Genomic DNA, 20,521 nt, shown 5'->3' with positions numbered 1-20,521 from the left:
GCGGGCGGGGGCCATGAAGAGTCAGGCTTCGGCGGATCGGCTGAGGCGCACACTGGGGCGGGCGGACCTGCGGGCGGTGCCCGAGTCCCGCAGGGCGCTGCGGGAACTGCTCAGACACTGGGGGACACCGGAGCGCTCCGAGGTCGCGGAGCTGCTCACCAGTGAGCTCGTCACCAACGCGCTCGTCCACACCGACCACGAGGCGGTCCTGACGGCCACCGTCGGGCCCCGCGGACTACGGGTCGAGGTACGGGACTTCGTGGACCGGGAGCCCCGGCCGCGGGTACCGAGCACCGACGACGGCACGCACGGAAGGGGCCTGGTGCTGGTCGAGTCCCTCGCCGACGGATGGGGCGTCAGGAAGCACCGGGTGGGCAAGTCCGTCTGGTTCGAACTCGACGCGGACGCGGCCTGAAGGGTGCGGTCCGCACCCTTCAGGCCGCGTCAGGGCGTCAGCCGAACTGCTGCTCCAGATCCTTGAGCTTGCGCTCCAGGGAGTCCAGGCGTGGCAGGGCCTGGGTGTCGTCCTCGGCGGTGAGGTCGACGGTCTTCGGGTCAGCGCCGGTGCGTACCGGCTGCAGGGAGTGACGCGCGCGGACGGGCAGGGCCTCCGGCGCCGGTATGGCAGGCTCCGCGGAGACCACGTCGGAGTCGCGCTCCACCGTGGGAGCCTCCAGTTCGCGTCCGCCGCCCCGGCCCACGAGACCGCGGTGGCCACGGCTGATCGCCTTCAGCCGGGCCCGCTCCATACGCTGCTGGTCCCGCCTGCGCTGCTTCGCCGCGTCCTTGCGGACCTTGTCCTCGCGTACTTCCTCGACCGCCTCGTCGAGGCTGCGCACGTTCTCCAGCAGCATCAGCGACCAGGCCCCGTACGTCTCCCGGGGGGCGCGGAGCCAGCGGACGATGCGGATCTGCGGCAACGGGCGCGGTACCAGGCCCTGTTCGCGCAGGGCGGCCCGGCGGGTCTGCTTCAGCGCGCGGTCGAACAGGACCGCCGCCGACAGGGACATGCCCGCGAAGAAGTGCGGGGCGCCCGCGTGTCCGAGGCCCCGGGGAGCGTGCACCCAGTTGAACCAGGCCGCGGCGAAGGCGAACGTCCACACGAGTATCCGCGAACCGAGGGCGGCGTCACCGTGGCTGGCCTCGCGCACGGCGAGCACCGAGCAGAACATCGCCGCGCCGTCCAGGCCGAAGGGGACGAGGTACTGCCAGCCGCCGGACAGGCCGAGGTTCTGTTCGCCGAAGCCGACGAGGCCGTGGAAGGAGAGCGCGGCGGCCACCGCCGCACAGCAGAACAGCAGGACGTAGGAGACGGTGCCGTAGAGGGCCTCCTTGCGCCTGCGACGTTCCTCGCTGCGCTCCCACGAGTCGTCCGCACTCGTGCTCTTGACCGAGGAGCGCTTCCCGCGCGCCAGCACCGCCACCGCCGCCAGCATGCCCAGGAGCAGCACGGCGCCCGGAAGCAGCCAGTTCAGCGATATGTCGGTCAGTCTCATCTAAGGGGTCCCTTGCATTGGGATAGGGCGTGTAACGCCCGCCATAGTGGCCCAATCCCAGCGGCCCTCAGGGGGTTTCGGGGCAAGAGGCCGCCAAGGAAGTGCGAGGGGGTGCCCAGGGCGGCGTTCTGCTCGAACTGCCGCGTGAGGGGCGGGAGTTGAGTTCGAATAAGACTACCCGCACGGGTGGTTCCACGGAAAGTTCCCGCGACGGGTGAGGGAATCGTGAAGCCCTTGTGACCTCTGTGGCGTACTCAGCGGATGATCTTACGCGCCGGGCAGGGTGCCGCTGTCCGACGCGGTGTCAACTCGCCTACGCGGCCACGGCGGTGGCCCGCTCGGTCGTCCGCTCAGTCGTCCGCCCGGTGGCGCAGGTGCGCGGGCAGGTGGCGCAGATGTCCTCGGGGCGCAGCGTGTAGAACATGCAGCAGCTGATCCGGTCCCGGGTGGCGGGCGCCGGCTCCCCGTCGGGCCCGGTCGGCCGGCGGAAGGCCGCCGCGCCGACGTACGGCTTGGTCGCGCCCGGCAGCAGCAGGTCCAGCTCCCGCAGTCCCCGCTCCTCCTCGCCGAGCAGCTGGGAGACGTACCGCAGGCTCTCGACGATCTCGTCGGTCGCCATGCCCCACAGGGCCCGGCCGCGACGCCGCATCCGGGGGCCGAAACCGGTCAGCACGGGTTCGAGGTGCTGGGCGACCGCCGCGCGCACCTCCGTCCGCAGTGCCTCCTCGTCGGGCACCACCCGGGCGCCGGGCAGCGCGGCGGCGGGATCGCCGGGCAGGCAGGCGAAGCCGTCGGGCCGTACGGCCATGCGGCCGACGGCGAGGCCGGCGGCGGTGCGGTCGAACGAGACGTGCGTCACGGGGTAGCGCGGCACGCGGCGGTGCAGGAACCACGGCACGGTGATCAGCAGGCAGGCGGGCCAGGCGTAGCGGTGCAGGCCGAAGCTGGCGATCACGTCCGGACGGCCCTGCTGCCCGTAGTCCCGCAGCACCTGGGTGTCGTCCCAGGTGAGGAATCGTTCCAGCTCTGTCCCGCCCTCGGCGAGCTCCGAGGCGGCGACCCAGCCGCCGCCCCGGGGCGCCGCCTCGCCGGTGCCGAGTTCGGTGATCCCCAGGGCGGGGAACGCCTCCGCCAGACGGGCGTACGCGTCCGCGACGGCCGAACCGGGCACGGGCATGGGAGCACCCCTTCACGTCTCGAGCAGCAGGGCAATAAAGGTAAGCCTCACCTTACCGAAGATCGTGGAGATGTGAACTGGCGCCCCTGTGCGCTTATGGTGCTTGACGGACAGGTGACAACCCGCCGTAATGACCTCAAGTACCGAAACGTCCGCAGGAGGACCTTGTGAAGCAGGGCACGCAGGGCTCCGCGGCGCCGGAGGACACGGTGACCGGCCCGGCCGCCATGGGCCGTTTCCGGGTGCCCGTCCAGCCGGCGGACCGGGACGCGGACCGGGAGCGCGACCGGTACGGCCTGCGCGACCGGCCGGACCGTGCCGAGGGCGGCGCCGCGCGCGGTGAGCACACGCACGGCGAACCCGCCCTTCCCAGGCCCCGGGCCGCCGTCCAGCGGTCCTCCGTGCGCGGACAGATCCTCGACGCCCTGCGCACCGCGCTGGTGGCGGGTGACCTGCGGCCCGGCGAGGTGTACTCCGCGCCCGTACTGGCGGAGCGGTTCGGCGTCTCCGCCACGCCCGTGCGGGAGGCCATGCAGCAGCTCACGCTGGAGGGCGCGGTGGAGGTCGTGCCCAACAGGGGGTTCCGGGTCGTCGAACGGGGCGCGCGGGAACTGGCCGAGCTCGCCGAGGTCCGGGCGCTGATCGAGGTTCCGGTGATGATGCGGTTGGCGCGGACCGTGCCGGCCGAGCGCTGGGCGGAACTGCGGCCGCTGGCCGAGGCGACGGTCCGCGCGGCGTCGTCCGGGTGCCGGGCGACGTACGCCGAGGTGGATCGTGCCTTTCACCGCGCGGTGCTCGCCCTTGCCGGGAACGAACAGCTGGTCCGTATCGCCGAGGACCTCCACCGGCGGGCGCAGTGGCCCCTGGCCGGCGGTGCTCCCGGTGCGCGGGGGCGGGCGGAGCTGGTGGCTGACGCCCACGAACACACGGCGCTGTTGGACGCGTTGATCGCGGGCGATTTCGATGTGGTGCGGTCGCTGGTGGGGGAGCACTTCAACGGAACGGTCTGAGGGGGGCGGTCGGGGCGACCGCTGCCGGGTTTCCGCCCCCGCCGCCCCTCCCCGTCCCGTCTCCGGGCCCCCGTTCCCGGGGGCTGCGTCCCGTCCCCGGGCTCCCGTTCCCGGGGGCTGCGTCCCGTCTCCGGGCTCCCGTTCCCGGGGGCTGCGTCCCGTCCCCGGGCCCCCGTCCCGTCTCTGGGCTCCCGTCCCCGGGGGCTGCGTCCCGTCTCTGGGCTCCCGTCCCCGGGGGCCGCGTCCTGTCTCCGGGCTCCCGTCCCCGGGGGCTGCGCCCCGTCCCCGGATCCTCGTCCCGTCCCCGGATCCCCGTCCCGTCCCCGGGCCCTCGCCCCGTTCCCGGGGGCTGAGCCCCGGACCCCCGTCGGCCCTGCGGGCCTCGTCCTCGAACGCCGGACGGGCTGAATTCGCTCCGGGATCGGGCGACGGGCCGAATCCGCTACGCCGTCGCCGTCCCCGGGGTCGGTGGGGTGAGCTGGTGGGCCAGCCAGGTGGGGACGCCGCCCAGGAGGCGGAAGAGGCGGCGGGCCTCCTCGCGGAGGCGGGAGGCCTCCGGTTCGGTTTCCGTGTCGGCGAGGGAGACCAGGGCCGGGGCGGTGCCGACGAGGTAGCCCAGCTCCTCGCGGATGCGCAGGGATTCGGCGAAGCCGTGCCGGGCCTCCGCCAACTCGCCCTCGCGCAGGGCGAGTCCGGCCAGGTGGCGCCAGGTGGCGGAGAGCAGCAGCGGGTCGGCGTGCGCGGTGGCGCCCGCGTGGGCGCGCCGGTACGCGGCCCGCGCCGCCTGCGGCGACCGGGTGAGGTTCTCGGCGATCAGCCCGCGCCGGAAGTCCAGCAGTGCCCGCCCCGCCGCGCCCGGAGCGATCAGCGCCGCCGCCCGGCCGAGCGCGGCCCGCGCCTCGTCGGCACGGTCGCGGACCTGGAACAGCGTGGCGGCGTAGGCCAAGTACCCGCGTTCACAAGCGGCGGCCCCCCGCTCGTCGTCGCTGTGCGCCGCCGCCTCGGCAGCACGCAGCGCGTCCTCGGCCTCCTCCCACCCCGCCTCGGTGTACAGACACCGCTCCACCAGCAGTGACGCCCGCTGCAGCGCCGCGTCTGGGCCGGCCGGCCGGAGCAGCGCGGCGGCGTCGGCCCAGCAGGCACGGGAGCGCAACCGCCACACCGCCGTCTGGAGGGGATCGTCATCGGCGGTCGTTCCGTCACCGGACATGGCGGTATGCGCCACGTTGCCCTCCCCGAGCACGCCATCGAGCTGTTGAGTGGTGGCCGCATCTCAGCACGAACCACCGGGCCCGGCCAAGAGGGTGGGTGAAGGATTTCACAAAGTCCTGGATCACGGGCCCGAATCGCGGGCCCGGGCCCGGACGGATTCAGCTCATCCGCAGCGCGAGGAAGAAGTCCAGCTTGTCCTCCAGGCGGGACAGGTCACGACCCGTCAGCTGTTCGATGCGGCCGACACGGTAGCGCAGCGTGTTGACGTGCAGGTGGAGACGGGACGCGCAGCGGGTCCAGGAGCCGTCGCAGTCGAGGAACGCCTCCAGGGTGGGGATCAGCTCGGCGCGGTGCCGGCGGTCGTAGTCCCGCAGCGGGTCGAGGAGGCGGGCGGTGAAGGCGCGCCGTACGTCGTCGGGGACGAAGGGGAGCAGCAGGACGTGCGAGGCGAGCTCCTGGTGGCCGGCCGCGCAGACCCGGCCCTGGCGGGCCGCGGCCACGCGCCGGGCGTGCCGTGCCTCCTCCAGCGCCCCGCGCAGCCCCTCCGCCGAGTGCACGGCGGCGGAGACGCCGAGGGTGAGCCGGCCGTCACCGTCGAGCCCGGCCGTGAGCGGGTCGCGTACGGATTCGAGCAGCACGTCGGCGAGGATGCCGGTACCGGAGTCGTCGTGCTCGCCGGTCGCCGCGGGCAGCGGTACGAGGGCGATCGCCTCGTCGCCGGTGTGGGCCACCGCGATGCGGTCGGAGTGCTCGGGCCCCGTCGACGCCGGGTCGACCAGGATCTCCTCCAGCAGGGCCCGGGCCACCGGCCCGCCGTCGACCTCCCCGCCGTCCCAGTCGACGCGCGCCACCACGACCTGCCAGTGCGGCGCGGTCCCGAGCCCGGGCAGCAGCACCGGCGCGGCCACCCGCAGCCGCGCCGCGATCTCGGCGGGCGCGGCGCCCGTCTGCACCAGCTCCAGCACCTCCTGCGCGAGCCGGCGCCGCACCGTGCGCGCCGCGTTCCTGCGGTCCCGCTCGACGGCGATCAGCTGGGTGACGCCGTGCAGCAGATCCAGCCGCTCCTCGGCCCAGTCCCCGGCGTCCGCCTCGACCGCCAGCACCCAGTCCGACAGCACCGTCTCGCGCACATCGCGTGGCGCCGGCGCGGAACGCCCGCTGCCGCGCACCGGGAAGAGGCTGTACGTCGTCTGGCCCAGGGTGACCCGGTGCGGGCCGGGCCGGCCGGTGCGGGCGGCCGCCGACTGCTCCGCGGCGAGCCGTGCGCATACGTCGGTGGGCAGCGACGGGCCCGCCGCCTTCGACCCCGCGATCAGCCGGCCCGCGGGCGAGAGCACCCACGCCCGTAGGTCCAGGTCCGAGCCCAGCAGGTCGAGCACGACCTCCGGGCCGCCGCCCGCCGGACCGGAGGTCATCATCCGCCGGTGCCGGTCCACCACGGCCGCCAGGTCACCGGCGCGCTCGCCGGACACCTGCCGTACGACGTGCTCGGTGATGGCCGCGAAGGCCACCGACTCGTGCACCGCGAACAACGGCAGCCGGTGGCGCGCGCAGGCCGTGACCAGGTCGTCCGGCACGTCGCCCAGCTCCGCAGTACCGGCCGCGACGGCGGCCACCCCGGCCTGCGCCAGGATCCGTACGAACGGTTCGGAGTCCGCCGCGTCCCGGCGCCAGGCCAGGCCCGTGAGCACCAGTTCCCCGCCGGAGAGATAGCGGCTGGGGTCTCTCAGGTCGGTGGTCATCACCCCGCGCACACCGCGTTCCAGCTCGTCCTCGCCGCCGAGCAGCCTCAGGCCCAGCGCGTCGGTGTCCAGCAGTGCGCGCAGCCGCATTCTCGTCTCCGTCGTTTCTTGTCTCGATGCCGGCGATGGACCGTGGAGGGATCCTCCGGAGAGGGCCCGTCGGGTGGCTGATCAGCGGTGTCGGCCGTGTCCTGGACCGTGTCCCCTGATTTCCGGAGGAGGGTGGGGAGGTCACAGAGGACCTCCGTTCATACGAATCTACAAGATGCCCTCGCTGGCCAGCCAACTCCTTCATGGTTTCCGTGACTGACCCCGCGGAGCGCACAGCGGTGTACTGGCCGCACTCCGAGTGAACCGCACATGGACGAGCCGGGCCCGCCGCACATGGATTGGCTCGATCCGTACGCCCCACGAGACGAAGAAGGGAGCCGGTCATGGACTTCCTTCGCCCCGCCGGCTGGGAGGAGGCGCTCGCCGCGAAGGCCGAGCACCCCGCCGCTGTGCCGATCGCGGGTGGCACCGACGTGATGGTCGAGATCAACTTCGACCACCGCCGGCCCGAGTACCTCATGGACCTGAACCGCGTCGGCGACCTGTACGAGTGGGAGGTCGGCGAGGACAGCGTACGGCTCGGTGCCTCCGTCCCGTACGCGCAGATCATGGAGCACCTGCGCGCCGAGCTGCCGGGCCTCGCCCTCGCCTCCCACACGGTCGCCTCCCCGCAGATCCGCAACCGCGGCGGCGTCGGCGGCAACCTCGGGACCGCCTCCCCGGCCGGCGACGCCCACCCGGCGCTGCTCGCCGCCGGGGCCGAGGTCGAGGTCGAGTCGGTGCGCGGATCGCGCCGCATCCCCATCGACGCGTTCTACACCGGTGTGAAGCGCAACGCGCTGGCGCCCGACGAGCTGATCCGCGCCGTCCACATCAAGAAGGCCGACGGCCCGCAGCAGTACTCCAAGGTCGGCACCCGCAACGCCATGGTCATCGCCGTGTGCGCCTTCGGCCTCGCCCTGCATCCCGGGACGCGGACGGTGCGGACGGGGATCGGTTCGGCCGCCCCGACGCCCGTCCGGGCCCGGACGGCCGAGGAGTTCCTGAACGCGGCGCTGGAGGAGGGCGGCTTCTGGGACAACGGAAAGGTCATCACCCCGTCCGTCGCGAAGCGGTTCGCCGACCTGTGCGCCGCCGCCTGCAACCCGATCGACGACGTGCGCGGCACCGCGGGCTACCGCCGTCACGCGGTCGGTGTCATGGCCCGCCGCACCCTGACCTGGACCTGGGAGTCGTACCGCGGCGCCCACCGCACCACGGAGGGAGCCGCGTGATGCGACTCGACTTCACCGTCAACGGACGCCCCCAGGAAGCCGACGACGTCTGGGAGGGCGAGTCCCTGCTGTACGTGCTGCGCGAGCGGCTCGGCCTGCCCGGTTCCAAGAACGCCTGCGAGCAGGGCGAGTGCGGGTCGTGCACGGTCCGGCTCGACGGCGTGCCCGTCTGCTCCTGTCTCGTCGCCGCCGGGCAGGTCCAGGGCCGCGAGGTCGTCACCGTGGAGGGCCTGGCGGACCTCGCCGGGCAGCGCTCCCGCGGTACCGGCTCCTGCGGCGGTTCACCGGACGTCACGGGCACCGACTCGCAGACCGGCGAGGGCGGTGCACTGGCCCCGGTCCAGCAGGCGTTTATCGACGCCGGCGCCGTCCAGTGCGGTTTCTGCACGCCGGGCCTGCTGGTCGCCGCCGACGAGATGCTGGAGCGCAACCCCGACCCGACCGACGCGGACATCCGCGAGGCACTGTCGGGCAACCTGTGCCGCTGCACCGGCTACGAGAAGATCATGGACGCGGTCCGCCTGGCGGCCGCCCGCCGGCCCGAGGAGGTCTGAGCATGCCCACGAACGGGATTCCCACCGCCCTCACGCAGGGCTCGGGGACCAGGGGCGGCATCGGCGAGTCCACCCTCCGCCCCGACGGCACCCTCAAGGTCACCGGCGAGTTCGCGTACTCCTCCGACATGTGGCACGAGGACATGCTCTGGGGCCAGATCCTGCGCTCCACCGTCGCCCACGCCGAGATCCTGTCGATCGACACGAGCGAGGCCCTCGCACTTCCCGGCGTGTACGCGGTCATGACGTACGACGACCTGCCGACCGACGTGAGGAACTACGGCCTGGAGATCCAGGACACCCCGGTCCTCGCGCACGGCAAGGTCCGCCACCACGGCGAACCGGTCGCCATCGTCGCCGCCGACCACCCGGAGACCGCCCGTCGCGCCGCAGCCAGGATCAGGGTCGACTACCGCGAGCTCCCCGTGATCACCGACGAGGCATCCGCCCTCGCCCCGGATGCGGTCCTCGTCCACGAGAACCGCGACGACCTCCCCCGGCCTCAGCTCCGTTCGACCGGGGGGACCCCCGTCAGCGGCCACGTCCCGCACCCCAACGTCGTCCACCGCCAGCCCATCGTGCGCGGCGACGTGGAGGCGGCCCGGCGCCGCGCGGACGTCGTCGTCGAGGGCGAGTACACCTTCGGCATGCAGGACCAGGCCTTCCTCGGTCCCGAGTCCGGCCTCGCGGTGCCCGAGGAGGACGGCGGCGTCCACCTCTACATCGCCACCCAGTGGCTCCACTCCGACCTGCGCCAGATCGCGCCCGTGCTCGGCCTGCCCGAGGACAAGGTACGGATGACCCTGGCCGGTGTCGGCGGCGCGTTCGGCGGCCGCGAGGACCTGTCGATGCAGATCCACGCCTGCCTGCTGGCCCTGCGCACCGGCAAACCCGTCAAGATCGTCTACAACCGCTTCGAGTCCTTCTTCGGCCATGTCCACCGCCACCCGGCCAAGCTGTTCTACGAGCACGGGGCCACGGCGGACGGCAGGCTGACCCACGTCAAGTGCCGCATCGTCCTCGACGGCGGCGCGTACGCCTCCGCCTCCCCGGCCGTGGTCGGCAACGCCTCCTCGCTCGGGGTCGGCCCGTACGTCGTCGACGACGTCGAGATCGAGGCGATCGCCCTCTACACCAACAACCCGCCCTGCGGCGCCATGCGCGGCTTCGGCGCGGTCCAGGCGTGCTTCGCGTACGAGGCGCAGATGGACAAGCTGGCGGCACGGCTCGGCATGGACCCGGTGGAGCTGAGGCAGCTCAACGCCATGGAGCAGGGCGCGCTCATGCCCACCGGGCAGCCGGTCGACTCCCCGGCGCCGGTCGCCGAACTCCTGCGCCGCGTCAAGGCGATGCCCATGCCCCCGGAGCGCCAGTGGGAGAGCAGCGAGGGCGTGGACGTGCGCCAGTTGCCGGGCGGCCTGTCCAACACCACGCACGGCGAGGGCGTCGTCCGCGGGGTCGGCTACGCGGTCGGCATCAAGAACGTCGGCTTCTCCGAGGGCTTCGACGACTACTCCACCGCCCGGGTCCGCATGGAGGTGGTCGGCGGTGAGCCGGTCGCCACCGTGCACACCGCGATGGCGGAGGTCGGCCAGGGCGGGGTCACCGTCCACGCGCAGATCGCCCGCACCGAGCTGGGCGTCGACCGGGTGACCATCCATCCCGCCGACACCCGGGTGGGCTCGGCGGGTTCGACCTCGGCGTCCCGGCAGACGTACGTCACCGGCGGCGCGGTCAGGAACGCCTGCGAGCTGGTCCGCGAGCAGGTACTGGAGCTGGGCCGGCGCAGGCTGGGGTCGTACCACCCGGCCTGGGCGAGTGCCGAACTCCTCCTGGAGGGCGGCAAGGTCGTCACCGACGGCGGCGAGGTGCTCGCCGACCTGGTGGACGTCCTCGGCGACGAGGCCGTCGAGACCGAGGAGGAGTGGCGGCACCGGCCGACCGAACCCTTCGACCCGCGCACCGGCCAGGGCAACGGCCACGTCCAGTACTCCTTCGCCGCGCACCGGGCCGTCGTCGAGGTCGACACCGAGCTCGGCCTGGTGAAGGTCATCGAACTGGCCTGCGCGCAGGACGTCGGCAAGGCGCTCAACCCGCTGTCCGTCATCGGCCAGATCCAGGGCGGCACCACCCAGGGGCTGGGTGTGGCGGTCATGGAGGAGATCGTCGTCGACCCGAAGACCGCGAAGGTGCGCAACCCGTCCTTCACGGACTACCTCATCCCCACCATCCTCGACACCCCGACCATCCCCGTCGATGTACTCGAACTCGCCGACGACCACGCCCCCTACGGTCTGCGGGGCGTCGGCGAGGCCCCCACCCTGTCCTCGACCCCGGCGGTCCTGGCGGCCGTCCGTGACGCCACGGGCCTGGAACTGAACAGAACCCCGGTCCGCCCGGAACACCTCACCACCGGGGCTTCGTAACCCCCTGTGCCGCCCCTGCCCACCCGTGCCGCCGGGGCGGCACGGGTGGGCAGGTGGTACCCCCTCCGGGTCCACTTCGCCCTCGCCCCGATCGGGAGCCGGCTGGGCGTGCACTGACGGCTGTGCACAAGCACCTTCCGAGTAAAGGCAGTTGAGGAGACCGAGAGATGCTGGACATCGCCGAGGAGCTGAACCGGTGGGTCGGGCAGGGCCGTGACTTCGCGGTGGCCACCGTGGTGGCGGTCGGCGGCAGCGCGCCCCGCCGGCCCGGGGCCGCGCTCGCGGTGGACGCCGACGGCGCGGCCGTCGGCTCGGTCTCGGGCGGTTGCGTGGAGGGCGCGGTGTACGCGCTGTGCGAGCAGGCGCTGAGGGACGGCGACACCGTCCTGGAGCGCTTCGGCCACAGCGACGAGGACGCCTTCGCCGTGGGTCTGACCTGCGGCGGGGTCATCGACATCCTGGTCACCCCGGTACGGGCGGCGGACCCCGTCCGCCCGCTGCTCGCGTCGGTGCTCGCCGCCGCCGCGCAAGGGGAGGCGGCGGCGGTGGCGCGGATCGTGAAGGGCCCGACGGAGCTGACGGGCCGCGCACTGACGGTCCGCCCGGACGGCTCGTACGAGGGCGGCTTCGGCGCCCACCCGGAACTGGACCGCACGGTCGCCGCCGAGGCGGGCGCCTTCCTGGACGCCGGCCGCACCGGCACCCTGGAGATCGGAGAGCGGGGCTCGCATTGCGGAGCACCGCTCACCCTGCTGATCGAGTCCTCCGTCCCCCCGCCCCGGATGATCGTCTTCGGTGCGGTCGACTTCGCGTCGGCACTGGTCCGGGTGGGCAAGTTCCTCGGCCACCACGTCACGGTGTGCGACGCGCGGCCCGTCTTCGCCACGAAGGCCCGCTTCCCCGAGGCCGACGAGATCGTCGTCGAGTGGCCGCACCGGTACCTGGAGCGCACGTGCGTCGACGCGCGCACGGTGCTGTGCGTCCTGACCCACGACACGAAGTTCGACGTACCGCTGCTGCGGCTCGCGCTGCGGCTGCCGGTGGCGTACGTCGGCGCCATGGGCTCCCGCCGCACCCACCTGGACCGCGACGCCCGCCTGCGCGAAGCCGGCGTGACCGAACCGGAGCTGGCCCGCCTCCGGTCACCGATCGGCCTGGACCTGGGCGCCCGCACCCCGGAGGAGACCGCCCTGTCCATCGCGGCGGAGATCGTCGCCGACCGGCGCGGCGGCAGCGGCGCGCCCCTCACCGGGGCCCGCGCCCCGATCCACCACGACGGCGCGTCCGGGCACGCGGGCCGGGCCGGTCCGGTGGCCTGAGCGCCCCGGAGCCGTCACGCCTGCCGCAGCAGACGGTTCACCGCCCGTCCGAACACCCGGTGGCCCGCCCGTGCCAGTACCGCGTCGCAGAAGGCGGGCAGGAAGCGGACCCGGATGTCCTCCCGCCAGGTCACCCGTGCCCGGCCGCCCGGCCCCGGCCGTACCTCGATCTCCGCCCAGCCGGTGACGGCACGGCCGCGTTTCTCCAGACGGCAGTACCCCGGGGAGCCGCCCTGCGGGGGCCGCCACACCGTCACGTCCATCGGGTCGTCGAAGGAGAGCGGGCCGAGGCCCGTGCGGGCGACGATCCTCGTGCCCTCGCCGGTGGGCGGGGGAGTGGTCACCGTCATCCGGGTCAGCGGGACCACCTCTCCGTGGCGGGGCCACGTCGTGAGTCGGCGCCAGGCCTCGTCGGGGGAGAGGGGCGCCGTGCGCTGGAGCTGGAAGGTGGCCACGGGGGAATCCTAGGAAACCCGCCGGGCCCGTCGGCACCTCCGGGTACGGGTCACCCGCCCGGCCCAGTCCCCGGCTCGGCGATGACGCCGGGAACGGCCGGGACCGTGCCGTCGTGGAGACCGAGGAGCGGGAGGGCCGTCACCGGGCTGTTCGCTCCGGCACGTGCAGCTCGTCGCGGGCCGGTTCTCGCGGCCCGTGACCCCCGTGTCGCTCCACCCGTCCCGATCCGCACGGTTGCCCGCTCCCCGACGTTGATGCATACAGATGTGTACCGGGATGAAACGGTGCGAGTTGTCTCCAAGAGTTTGAGACAGCCGCGGGTGCGGCACCCGCAGCCCCGCAGTACTCACATGCCGCAGGGACGGAGCACACCCCCATGCGCATCCTCGGTACCGACGCCCTGTTCCACGCCCCCGCCGCGCCGCCCGTCGACGGCCGGACGGTGGCGGCGGCCGAGGAGGACGGCCTGCTCGCGATCGGGCCCCGCGCGGTGCGCGGGGGGAGGGCGTCCGGATGACGTCGTACGCCGTCGTGATCCCCACCCTGCTGCGGGACACCCTCGCCGACTGCCTCGCCGCGCTGGCCGCGGCGCACGGGCCGCGCCCCGACGAGATCGTCCTCGTCGACGACCGGCCCGACCCCGATCCCGCGCCCGACGCGTCGGCCCACGCGCTGACCGTCCTCGGTGACCTGCGCGAACGCACCACCACCGTCACCACCGGCGGCGGCCGGGGGCCCGCCGCCGCACGCAACACCGGACTGCGCGCCGTCACCACGCCCTGGGTCGCCTTCCTCGACGACGACGTCCAGGTGGGGCCGCACTGGTGCGCACAGCTCGTCCAGGACCTCGAGGAGGCGTCCCCCGACACCGCCGGGATCCAGGGCGTCATCACCGTGCCGCTGCCCGGCGGGCGCCGCCCCACCGACTGGGAACGCGGCACCGCCGGACTCGCCCGGGCCCGCTGGATCACCGCCGACATGGCCTACCGCACCGAGGCCCTCCGGCAGGTCGGCGGCTTCGACGAACGCTTCCCCCGCGCCTTCCGCGAGGACGCCGACCTCGCGCTGCGCCTCCTCGACGCCGGCTGGCGCATCCGCAAGGGCCGCCGCACCACGCTCCACCCGGTGCGCTCCGCCTCCCGCTGGGCGTCGGTGAAGCAGCAGCGCGGCAACGCCGACGACGCCCTGATGCGGCGGCTGCACGGCCCCGACTGGTGGGACAAGGCGGTCGCGCCGCGCGGCCGGATCCGCCGGCACGCCGCGATCACCGCCGCCGGCGCCGCCGCCTGTGCCCTCGCCGTCGCCGGGCACCGCCGGGCGGCCACCGCCTGCGCGCTCGGCTGGGCCGCCGGAACCGCCGAGTTCGCCCGCGCCCGCATCGTGCCCGGTCCGCGCTCCCGCGACGAGGTGACGACCATGCTGGCCACCAGCGTCGTCATCCCGCCCGCCGCGACCTGGCACCGGCTGGCCGGGGCCTGGCGCCACCGCAACGCCCCGGCCTGGCAGGAAGTGGCCCGATGAGCCCGGTGGAGGCGGTGCTGTTCGACCGCGACGGCACACTGGTCCACGACGTCCCCTACAACGCCGACCCCGACCTGGTACGGCCCGTCGACGGCGCCCGCGAGGCGCTCGACGCGCTCCGGGCCCGCGGTATCCGCACCGGCGTCGTCACCAACCAGTCCGGCATCGCGCGCGGACTGCTCACCGAGGCCGACGCCCGCCGCGTCAACCGGCGCGTCGAGGAACTCCTCGGTCCCTTCGACGTCTGGGCCATGTGCCCGCACGGCCCCGACGACGGCTGCCACTGCCGCAAGCCCCGGCCGGGCATGATCCTCTGGGCCGCCGGACGCATCCGCGCGAACCCGGCCGACTGCGTCGTCATCGGCGACATCGGCGCCGACGTGGAGGCCGCGCGACGCGCCGGTGCCCACGCCATCCTCGTCCCCACGCCGGGTACCCGCCCAGAGGAGACCTCCACCGCTCCCCACGCGGCCCCGGACCTGCCGACGGCGGTACACACGCGCCTCACCACCCCACCCTGGGACCGGCCGGACGCGGGCGCCCGCGGAACCGGGCGCCCGCTGCGGGGGAGGTCCGTGTGAAGGCTCTCGTCACCCGGCTCGACGGCTTCGGCGACGTGCTGCTCGCCGGACCCGCCGTACGGGCCGTCGCCGCCCGCGCCGACACCGTGACCCTGCTGTGCGGGCCGCACGGGGCGCCCGCCGCGCGGCTGTTGCCCGGGGTGGACGAGGTGCTCGTCTGGGACTCGCCGTGGACCGGGTTCCGGCCGCCCGAGGTCAGCCGGGAGGACATCGACGGCATCGTCGACGCCGTCGACGCCGACAGCGCGCTGGTCCTCACCTCCTTCCACCAGTGCCCGCTGCCCACCGCCCTGCTGCTGCGCCTGGCCGGCGTCCGCTTCATCGCCGCCGACAGCGAGGACCACCCCGGCTCCCTCCTCGACGTACGCCACCACCGCGCCCCCCACGCCCACGAGGCCGAGGCCGCGCTCGACCTCGCCGAGGCCGCCGGTTTCCCCCGGGTCGACGACGGACGGCCGCGGGTGCTCCCGCCGCCCGCGACCGGTGCGCTGACCGGCTCGGGGGAAGGGGAGTACGTCGTCGTCCACCCGGGCGCCAGCGTCCCCGCCCGCGCCTGGAGCCCCGGCCGGTGCGCGCAAGCCGTGCGTGAACTCGCCGCCGCCGGACGCCGGGTGGTCGTCACCGGTGGCACGGGGGAGCGGGACCTGACCGCGTACGTCGCCGGCGACCGGGCCGTCGACCTCGGCGGCCGCACCGGAGCCGCCGAACTCGCCGGAGTGCTCGCCGGGGCCGCCTGCGTGGTCACCGGCAACACCGGCCCCGCCCATCTCGCCGCCGCCGTCGACACGCCGGTGGTGTCCCTGTTCGCGCCGGTCGTCCCCGCCGAGCGCTGGCGGCCGTACGGGGTGCCGTACGTCCTGCTCGGCGACCAGGACGCACCGTGCGCCGGGACCCGCGCCCGGCGCTGCCCCGTACCCGGGCATCCCTGCCTGGACACCGTGACCGCGTTCGACGTCGTCGCGGCGGTCGACAAGCTCGTGGAGGTGACATGAGGATCCTGCTGTGGCATGTGCACGGGTCGTGGACCACGGCCTTCGTGCGGGGCCCGCACACCTACGTCGTCCCCGTCACCCCGGACCGCGGACCCGACGGCCTCGGCCGCGCCCGCACCTTCGACTGGCCCGACTCGGTCGTCGAGGTGCCCCCGGAGCGCCTCCGCGACCAGGACATCGATGTCGTCATCCTGCAACGGCCGCACGAACTCGCCCTGGTCGACCGGTGGCTGGGCCGCCGCCCGCCGTTGGTCCACCTGGAGCACAACGCCCCGCACGGCAGCTCGCCCGGGGTACCCGACACCCCGCACCCCGCCGCGGACATCCCCGGCGTCACCCTCGTCCACGTCACCCACTTCAACCGCCTGATGTGGGACGACCGGGGCACCCCCACCACCGTCATCGAGCACGGCATCGTCGACCCCGGACCGCTGTGGACCGGCGAACTCCCGCACGCCGCCGTCGTCGTCAACGAGCCGGTGCGGCGCGGCCGTACCACCGGCACCGACCTGCTGCCGGCCTTCGCCGCCGCCGCGCCCCTCGATGTGTTCGGCATGCGGACCGGGGGCCTGGCCGGCCACCTCGGCCTGCCCCCCGACCGCTGCCGCTCGCACGAACTGACGCAGGCGGAACTGCACGAGGCGCTGGCCCGCCGCAGGGTCTACGTCCACCCCGTGCGCTGGACCTCCCTCGGTCTGTCCCTGCTGGAGGCGATGCACCTCGGCATGCCCGTCGTCGCCCTCGCCACCACCGAGGTCACCGAGGCCGTACCGCCCGGCGCCGGTGTGGTGTCCAACCGCGTCGACGTACTGACCGACGCCGTACGGGACTTCGTCGCCGACCCGGCGCTCGCCCGCCGCACCGGTGAGCGAGCCCGCGCGGCGGTGCTCGCCCGCTACGGGCTGTCCCGCTTCCTGGACGACTGGGAGCGGCTGCTCAAAGAGGTGACCCGATGAGGATCGCCGTGGTGTCCGGTCACGCGAACCCCCTCGCCGCGCTCGGCGGCGCCGGCGGCCGGGCCGGGTGAGGAGCGGGTGTCCACGGCCTCGGGGAGCGGGTCCGGTCCGGCGTCGGGTGGCGCCGGCGCGGTGTCCTCCACGTCCGCACGGCGGGACACCGCCGGCCCGCGGCCACGGCTTCTGGTGCTGCGCGCCCTCGGGCTCGGTGATCTGCTGACCGGGGTTCCCGCGCTGCGGGCGCTGCGGCGGGGGTTTCCCGGGCACGAACTCGTACTGGCGGCGCCCGCCGGGCTCGCGCCGGTCGCCGGGGCCACGGGAGCGGTGGACCGGGTGCTGCCCGCCTCCGCGCCCGGGCGGGCCGTACCCCGCACCCTCGACTGGACCGGCCCACCCCCGGACGTCGCCGTGGACCTGCACGGCAACGGGCCGCCCAGCCACCGCCTGCTGCAGGAGCTGCGCCCCCCGCGGCTGCTGGCGTTCGCGCATCCCGGGACCCCGGAGATCGAGGGCCCGCCCTGGTACGCGGACGAACACGAACGGGACCGCTGGTGCCGGCTGCTCCACTCGTACGGCATCGACGCCGACCCCACCGACCTGCTGCTGCCCCGTCCGGCCACCGCGACCCCCGCCCCCGGCGCCGTCGTCCTGCACCCCGGCGCGGGAGCGCCCGCGCGCCGCTGGCCCGTGGAGCGGTACGCGACCGTCGCGGGAGCCCTGCGCGGGCGCGGGCTGCGGGTGGTGGTCACCGGGGGAGCGGACGAGGACGACCTGGTGGCGCGGCTCGCCGAGGAGGCCCGGCTGCCCGACACCGACGTCCTCGCCGGCGGCCTGCCCTTCGACCGGCTCTCCGCGCTCGTCGCCGACGCCCGCGCCGTCGTCAGCGGCGACACCGGAATCGCCCACCTGGCGGTCGCCCACGCCGTCCCCACCGTCACCCTCTTCGGCCCGGTCCCGCCCGCCCGGTGGGGCCCACCCGCACACCCCCGCCACATCTCCCTGTGGCACGGCCCGGAGGGCGACCCCCACGGCCGCCGTCCCGGCCCGGCCCTCCTGCGCGTCACCCCCGACGAGGTCCTGCGCGCCCTCGCCCGGCTCCCCGGCGGCCGGCCCCCGGCACGGGGGGCCACACCATGACCGCCCCGCCCGCGGATCGCGGACGTGCGCCGTCGGGACCCGCCTCGGCGGGCCGGGAGCGACCGGCAGGTGTTCGCGCGCGGGCCCTCCCGCCCGCGGATCGCGGACATGTGCCGTGGGGGTCCGCTCCCGGCGCGGGGCCGGTCGGCGCAAGGCAGTGCGCAGCCACCGGTCCGTACGACGGTCGCGGCTGAGCGCCCGCCCGATCCCGTCGAGGACGCGCTGTTCGCGATCAGGGAGCCGGCCGGTGGACGCCGTCTCCGCCCCGACGACCGCACGGGCGAGGACGTCCGGGGGCCGCTCCGCCTAACCGGCGCCGGCGCGCGGCGCCAGCACCTCCACCAGCCGGTCCGCCCCGTCCGGCACCCGCCCCTCACGGAACGCGTCACGTATCTGCCGGGCGGCCACCCGGCCCGAGGTCAGACACCAGTCCCACCACCGCTCCAGCCGGCGCGCGTCCAGCCGCTCGGCGGTCAGCAGCGCGGGCCAGCCGCAGGCCCGGGCCTGCGCGGTCACCCTGGCGCCGCCGGCCACCGGGTCCACCGCCAGCACCGGCGTGCCGACCCGCAGTGCCAGCACCAGCCCGTGCAGCCGGTCGGTGACGACGAGGTCGAGCCGGGCCAGCACCGACTGCACCTGCGCCGGCGTCGCGCTCAGATGCCAGTCACGGGTGTCCAGCCGGGTCTCCAGCTCCAGCCGGGCACAGTCCTTCCCGGCCAGCCAGCGCGTCACCTGCTCCGCGACCTGCTCGTGCCGCCGCTGCGGCCCGTACTCCCGCTGCCCGTGGGCGAGGATCACCCCGACCACGGGCCGCGCGGGCACCGCCGGGGCGCGGGCCGCCAGGTCCTCGGACGGCTCGCTGCCGGGGGCGTCCCGCGCCAGTACGCGGTGGAAGCCGGTCACGGCGGCGCCGCCCGGGTCGATCACCGACGTTCCCACCGCGATCCGCACACAGTGCGCGAAGCGCCGGTGCAACTCCTCGACCTGCGGCCCGTGCAGCGGCCCGCACACGAACACCAGGTGCGAGTAGTCACCGGACCGTACGTCGTCGAAGTGCAGCGCCTCCGGCCGGAAACCGGGGCTCCACACGACGTCGTACGCCATCCCGGCGCCCCGCAGCACCTCCTCCACGCGGCGCAGCGCCAGCACGTCCCCGGCGGTCGCCTCCCCGTCCCGGAAGCTGAACCACCCGGTCAGCAGGACCCTTCGCGGCCCCGATCGCTCTCGTCCGTACACAGTGCGCACCGAGTGCCCCGCTCCGGCGGGAGGCAACCGGCCCGGCGGCCGCGCGTCAGCGCGCGCGGGACCGCGGGGCCGGCGTCCGCCGTGCCCGGTGCCGGGCCCGCTCGGCCGCCTCGCGCGCCCCGGCCACCACGTCACGGTGTCCGTCCTTCGTGGGGGAGTCGTGGGAGTCGTTCCGGCCATGGACGCCGGCGCCCGCGCATCGAGGACGGAACCTGTCCGCAAGGGCCGCTAGCGTGCCCGTATGACGAAGACGAAGCGGAGCGCCGCACCCTCGCCGACCGGTGTGCTCGGTGCACGGGCGCTGAACCGGGCCACCCTCGAGCGGCAGCTGTTGCTGCGCCGCTCGCCGATGTCCGCCGAGGACGCGGTCGGGCATCTCCTCGGTCTCCAGGCGCAGAACGTCAAGCCGCCCTACTACGCGCTCGCCGCCCGCCTCGACGGCTTCACACCCCAGGCGCTGTCCCGGCCGATGGCCGGCCGCGCGCTCGCCCGCATCGTCACCATGCGCTCGACCATCCACACCCACACCGCCCGCGACTGCCTCACCCTGCGGCCCCTGGTGCAGTCCGCCCGCGACCGCGAGCTGAACCAGTTCCGCAAGGGGCTCGCGGGCGTCGACCTGGACCGGCTGGCCGCCCTCGCCCGTGAACTCGTCGAGGCCGAACCGCGCACCATGAAGCAGCTGCGCGAGGCCCTGCTGAAGCAGTGGCCCGACGCCGACCCGGGGTCCCTCTCCGTCGCCGCCCGCTGCAAGCTGCCCCTCGTGCAGATCACCCCGCGCGGGCTGTGGGGACGCAGCGGCCAGGTCACGCTCACCACCGCCGAGCACTGGCTGGGCAGGCCCGCCGAGCCGGCGCCCGCGCCGGACGCCACCGTGCTGCGCTACCTCGCCGCCTTCGGACCGGCCTCCGTGAAGGACATGCAGACCTGGGCCGGCCTCACCCGGCTGCGCGAGACCTTCGAACGCCTCCGCCCGGACCTCGTCACCTTCCGCGACGAAGCCGGCGTCGAGCTCTTCGACCTCCCCGACGCGCCCCGCCCCGACCCGGACACCCCGGCCCCGCCGCGGTTCCTGCCCGAGTTCGACAACCTGCTCCTCTCCCACGCCGACCGCACCCGCGTCGTGCCGCCCGAGTACCGGGGCCGCCACTGGCGGGGCAACATCGCCTACCGCACCCTCCTCGTCGACGGGTTCCTGGCGGGGCTGTGGCGGCTGGACGAAGAAGCCCTCGTCATCCAGCCGTTCGGCCGGCTCGGCGGGCGACAGCGGGAAGAGGCCGCCGCGGAGGGGGAGCGGATGCTCCACGTGATGCACCCGGGGACGGCGTACGACATCCGCTTCGGCACCGTACGGGAGTGAACGCGGGCATGG

The 20,521-nt window shown here is 74.7% G+C and carries 19 protein-coding genes; 13 read left to right on the top strand and 6 right to left on the bottom strand.

What is annotated here, in order from left to right; genetic code table 11:
- The first annotated feature begins 13 nt into the window (after positions 1–13).
- Positions 14–415: an ATP-binding protein gene (locus tag ACH4VX_RS25110; protein WP_398370255.1), complete on the top strand. Its 402-nt coding sequence runs from the start codon at positions 14–16 to the stop codon at positions 413–415.
- Positions 416–452: 37 nt separating this feature from the next.
- On the opposite strand, the gene ACH4VX_RS25105 is transcribed toward ACH4VX_RS25110, so the two are convergent.
- Positions 453–1,496, bottom strand: a complete 1,044-nt coding sequence (locus tag ACH4VX_RS25105; protein WP_398370254.1) for a DUF2637 domain-containing protein — start codon at positions 1,494–1,496, stop codon at positions 453–455.
- A 313-nt stretch (positions 1,497–1,809) separates the two neighbouring features.
- Positions 1,810–2,673 (bottom strand): (2Fe-2S)-binding protein, encoded by an 864-nt coding sequence (locus ACH4VX_RS25100; protein WP_398370253.1) that lies wholly within the window; start codon positions 2,671–2,673, stop codon positions 1,810–1,812.
- A gap of 167 nt (positions 2,674–2,840) precedes the next feature.
- Here ACH4VX_RS25100 and ACH4VX_RS25095 point away from each other — a divergent pair, with 167 nt between their 5' ends.
- Positions 2,841–3,683: a GntR family transcriptional regulator gene (locus tag ACH4VX_RS25095; protein ID WP_398370252.1), complete on the top strand. Its 843-nt coding sequence runs from the start codon at positions 2,841–2,843 to the stop codon at positions 3,681–3,683.
- A gap of 442 nt (positions 3,684–4,125) precedes the next feature.
- Here ACH4VX_RS25095 and ACH4VX_RS25090 read toward each other — a convergent pair whose 3' ends face one another.
- Entirely contained in the window at positions 4,126–4,893 is a 768-nt protein-coding gene (locus ACH4VX_RS25090) for a hypothetical protein (protein WP_398370462.1), read from the bottom strand.
- A gap of 160 nt (positions 4,894–5,053) precedes the next feature.
- Positions 5,054–6,727: a PucR family transcriptional regulator gene (locus ACH4VX_RS25085; protein ID WP_398370251.1), complete on the bottom strand. Its 1,674-nt coding sequence runs from the start codon at positions 6,725–6,727 to the stop codon at positions 5,054–5,056.
- Between the two features lie 344 nt (positions 6,728–7,071).
- Between ACH4VX_RS25085 and ACH4VX_RS25080 the strand changes: the two genes are divergently transcribed.
- The 4 genes from ACH4VX_RS25080 (at position 7,072) to ACH4VX_RS25065 (ending at position 12,261) form a co-directional block, all read left to right on the top strand.
- On the top strand, positions 7,072–7,962 hold the full coding sequence (locus ACH4VX_RS25080; RefSeq protein WP_398370249.1) for an FAD binding domain-containing protein: 891 nt from the start codon (positions 7,072–7,074) through the stop codon (positions 7,960–7,962).
- Positions 7,962–8,516, top strand: coding sequence for a (2Fe-2S)-binding protein (locus ACH4VX_RS25075; protein ID WP_398370248.1), 555 nt, complete (start codon positions 7,962–7,964; stop codon positions 8,514–8,516). The genes ACH4VX_RS25080 and ACH4VX_RS25075 overlap by 1 nt, the downstream gene beginning before the upstream one ends.
- A gap of 2 nt (positions 8,517–8,518) precedes the next feature.
- On the top strand, positions 8,519–10,942 hold the full coding sequence (locus ACH4VX_RS25070; RefSeq protein ID WP_398370247.1) for a xanthine dehydrogenase family protein molybdopterin-binding subunit: 2,424 nt from the start codon (positions 8,519–8,521) through the stop codon (positions 10,940–10,942).
- Positions 10,943–11,109: 167 nt separating this feature from the next.
- Positions 11,110–12,261: an XdhC family protein gene (locus tag ACH4VX_RS25065; protein WP_398370246.1), complete on the top strand. Its 1,152-nt coding sequence runs from the start codon at positions 11,110–11,112 to the stop codon at positions 12,259–12,261.
- Positions 12,262–12,275: 14 nt separating this feature from the next.
- Here ACH4VX_RS25065 and ACH4VX_RS25060 read toward each other — a convergent pair whose 3' ends face one another.
- The gene (locus ACH4VX_RS25060) at positions 12,276–12,716 is read right to left on the bottom strand and encodes an SRPBCC family protein (RefSeq protein ID WP_398370244.1); all 441 of its coding nucleotides are present in this window, start codon (positions 12,714–12,716) and stop codon (positions 12,276–12,278) included.
- 377 nt (positions 12,717–13,093) lie between these two features.
- Between ACH4VX_RS25060 and ACH4VX_RS25055 the strand changes: the two genes are divergently transcribed.
- The 6 genes from ACH4VX_RS25055 to ACH4VX_RS25030 all read left to right on the top strand — a co-directional run bounded on the left by ACH4VX_RS25055 (position 13,094) and on the right by ACH4VX_RS25030 (position 17,904).
- On the top strand, positions 13,094–13,234 hold the full coding sequence (locus ACH4VX_RS25055) for a hypothetical protein (protein WP_398370242.1): 141 nt from the start codon (positions 13,094–13,096) through the stop codon (positions 13,232–13,234).
- Positions 13,231–14,238: a glycosyltransferase family 2 protein gene (locus tag ACH4VX_RS25050; RefSeq protein WP_398370240.1), complete on the top strand. Its 1,008-nt coding sequence runs from the start codon at positions 13,231–13,233 to the stop codon at positions 14,236–14,238. The genes ACH4VX_RS25055 and ACH4VX_RS25050 overlap by 4 nt, the downstream gene beginning before the upstream one ends.
- Positions 14,235–14,819: a D-glycero-alpha-D-manno-heptose-1,7-bisphosphate 7-phosphatase gene (locus ACH4VX_RS25045; protein WP_398370238.1), complete on the top strand. Its 585-nt coding sequence runs from the start codon at positions 14,235–14,237 to the stop codon at positions 14,817–14,819. Before ACH4VX_RS25050 ends, ACH4VX_RS25045 begins: the two co-directional genes overlap by 4 nt.
- Positions 14,816–15,811: a glycosyltransferase family 9 protein gene (locus ACH4VX_RS25040; RefSeq protein WP_398370236.1), complete on the top strand. Its 996-nt coding sequence runs from the start codon at positions 14,816–14,818 to the stop codon at positions 15,809–15,811. Before ACH4VX_RS25045 ends, ACH4VX_RS25040 begins: the two co-directional genes overlap by 4 nt.
- Positions 15,808–16,767, top strand: a complete 960-nt coding sequence (locus tag ACH4VX_RS25035; RefSeq protein ID WP_398370234.1) for a glycosyltransferase — start codon at positions 15,808–15,810, stop codon at positions 16,765–16,767. Before ACH4VX_RS25040 ends, ACH4VX_RS25035 begins: the two co-directional genes overlap by 4 nt.
- 132 nt (positions 16,768–16,899) lie before the next feature.
- Positions 16,900–17,904: a glycosyltransferase family 9 protein gene (locus ACH4VX_RS25030; protein WP_398370232.1), complete on the top strand. Its 1,005-nt coding sequence runs from the start codon at positions 16,900–16,902 to the stop codon at positions 17,902–17,904.
- 306 nt (positions 17,905–18,210) lie between these two features.
- Here the strand turns inward: ACH4VX_RS25030 and ACH4VX_RS25025 are convergent, their stop codons facing one another.
- Entirely contained in the window at positions 18,211–19,140 is a 930-nt protein-coding gene (locus ACH4VX_RS25025; protein ID WP_398370461.1) for a polysaccharide pyruvyl transferase family protein, read from the bottom strand.
- A gap of 250 nt (positions 19,141–19,390) precedes the next feature.
- On the opposite strand from ACH4VX_RS25025, the gene ACH4VX_RS25020 reads away from it, so the two are divergent.
- The gene (locus ACH4VX_RS25020; RefSeq protein WP_398370231.1) at positions 19,391–20,509 is read left to right on the top strand and encodes a winged helix DNA-binding domain-containing protein; all 1,119 of its coding nucleotides are present in this window, start codon (positions 19,391–19,393) and stop codon (positions 20,507–20,509) included.
- Positions 20,510–20,521: the final 12 nt, after the last annotated feature.

Origin of the sequence: Streptomyces sp. NPDC020731, assembly GCF_044334705.1 — a bacterium.
Classification (GTDB): Bacteria; Actinomycetota; Actinomycetes; order Streptomycetales; family Streptomycetaceae; genus Streptomyces.
Note: the sequence above shows the minus strand (reverse complement) of the source record. Positions and strands in the feature narration are given on the sequence as shown.

What these genes read in the sequence shown, in the direction of transcription:
- ACH4VX_RS25055 (WP_398370242.1), top strand. Translation starts at nt 13,094, where the DNA reads ATGCGCATCCTCGGTACCGACGCCCTGTTCCACGCCCCCGCCGCGCCG.
- ACH4VX_RS25080 (WP_398370249.1), top strand. Translation starts at nt 7,072, where the DNA reads ATGGACTTCCTTCGCCCCGCCGGCTGGGAGGAGGCGCTCGCCGCGAAG.
- ACH4VX_RS25035 (WP_398370234.1), top strand. Translation starts at nt 15,808, where the DNA reads ATGAGGATCCTGCTGTGGCATGTGCACGGGTCGTGGACCACGGCCTTC.
- ACH4VX_RS25085 (WP_398370251.1), bottom strand. Translation starts at nt 6,727, where the DNA reads ATGCGGCTGCGCGCACTGCTGGACACCGACGCGCTGGGCCTGAGGCTG.
- ACH4VX_RS25105 (WP_398370254.1), bottom strand. Translation starts at nt 1,496, where the DNA reads ATGAGACTGACCGACATATCGCTGAACTGGCTGCTTCCGGGCGCCGTG.
- ACH4VX_RS25065 (WP_398370246.1), top strand. Translation starts at nt 11,110, where the DNA reads ATGCTGGACATCGCCGAGGAGCTGAACCGGTGGGTCGGGCAGGGCCGT.
- ACH4VX_RS25045 (WP_398370238.1), top strand. Translation starts at nt 14,235, where the DNA reads ATGAGCCCGGTGGAGGCGGTGCTGTTCGACCGCGACGGCACACTGGTC.
- ACH4VX_RS25070 (WP_398370247.1), top strand. Translation starts at nt 8,519, where the DNA reads ATGCCCACGAACGGGATTCCCACCGCCCTCACGCAGGGCTCGGGGACC.
- ACH4VX_RS25020 (WP_398370231.1), top strand. Translation starts at nt 19,391, where the DNA reads ATGACGAAGACGAAGCGGAGCGCCGCACCCTCGCCGACCGGTGTGCTC.
- ACH4VX_RS25075 (WP_398370248.1), top strand. Translation starts at nt 7,962, where the DNA reads ATGCGACTCGACTTCACCGTCAACGGACGCCCCCAGGAAGCCGACGAC.
- ACH4VX_RS25110 (WP_398370255.1), top strand. Translation starts at nt 14, where the DNA reads ATGAAGAGTCAGGCTTCGGCGGATCGGCTGAGGCGCACACTGGGGCGG.
- ACH4VX_RS25100 (WP_398370253.1), bottom strand. Translation starts at nt 2,673, where the DNA reads ATGCCCGTGCCCGGTTCGGCCGTCGCGGACGCGTACGCCCGTCTGGCG.
- ACH4VX_RS25050 (WP_398370240.1), top strand. Translation starts at nt 13,231, where the DNA reads ATGACGTCGTACGCCGTCGTGATCCCCACCCTGCTGCGGGACACCCTC.
- ACH4VX_RS25090 (WP_398370462.1), bottom strand. Translation starts at nt 4,893, where the DNA reads ATGTCCGGTGACGGAACGACCGCCGATGACGATCCCCTCCAGACGGCG.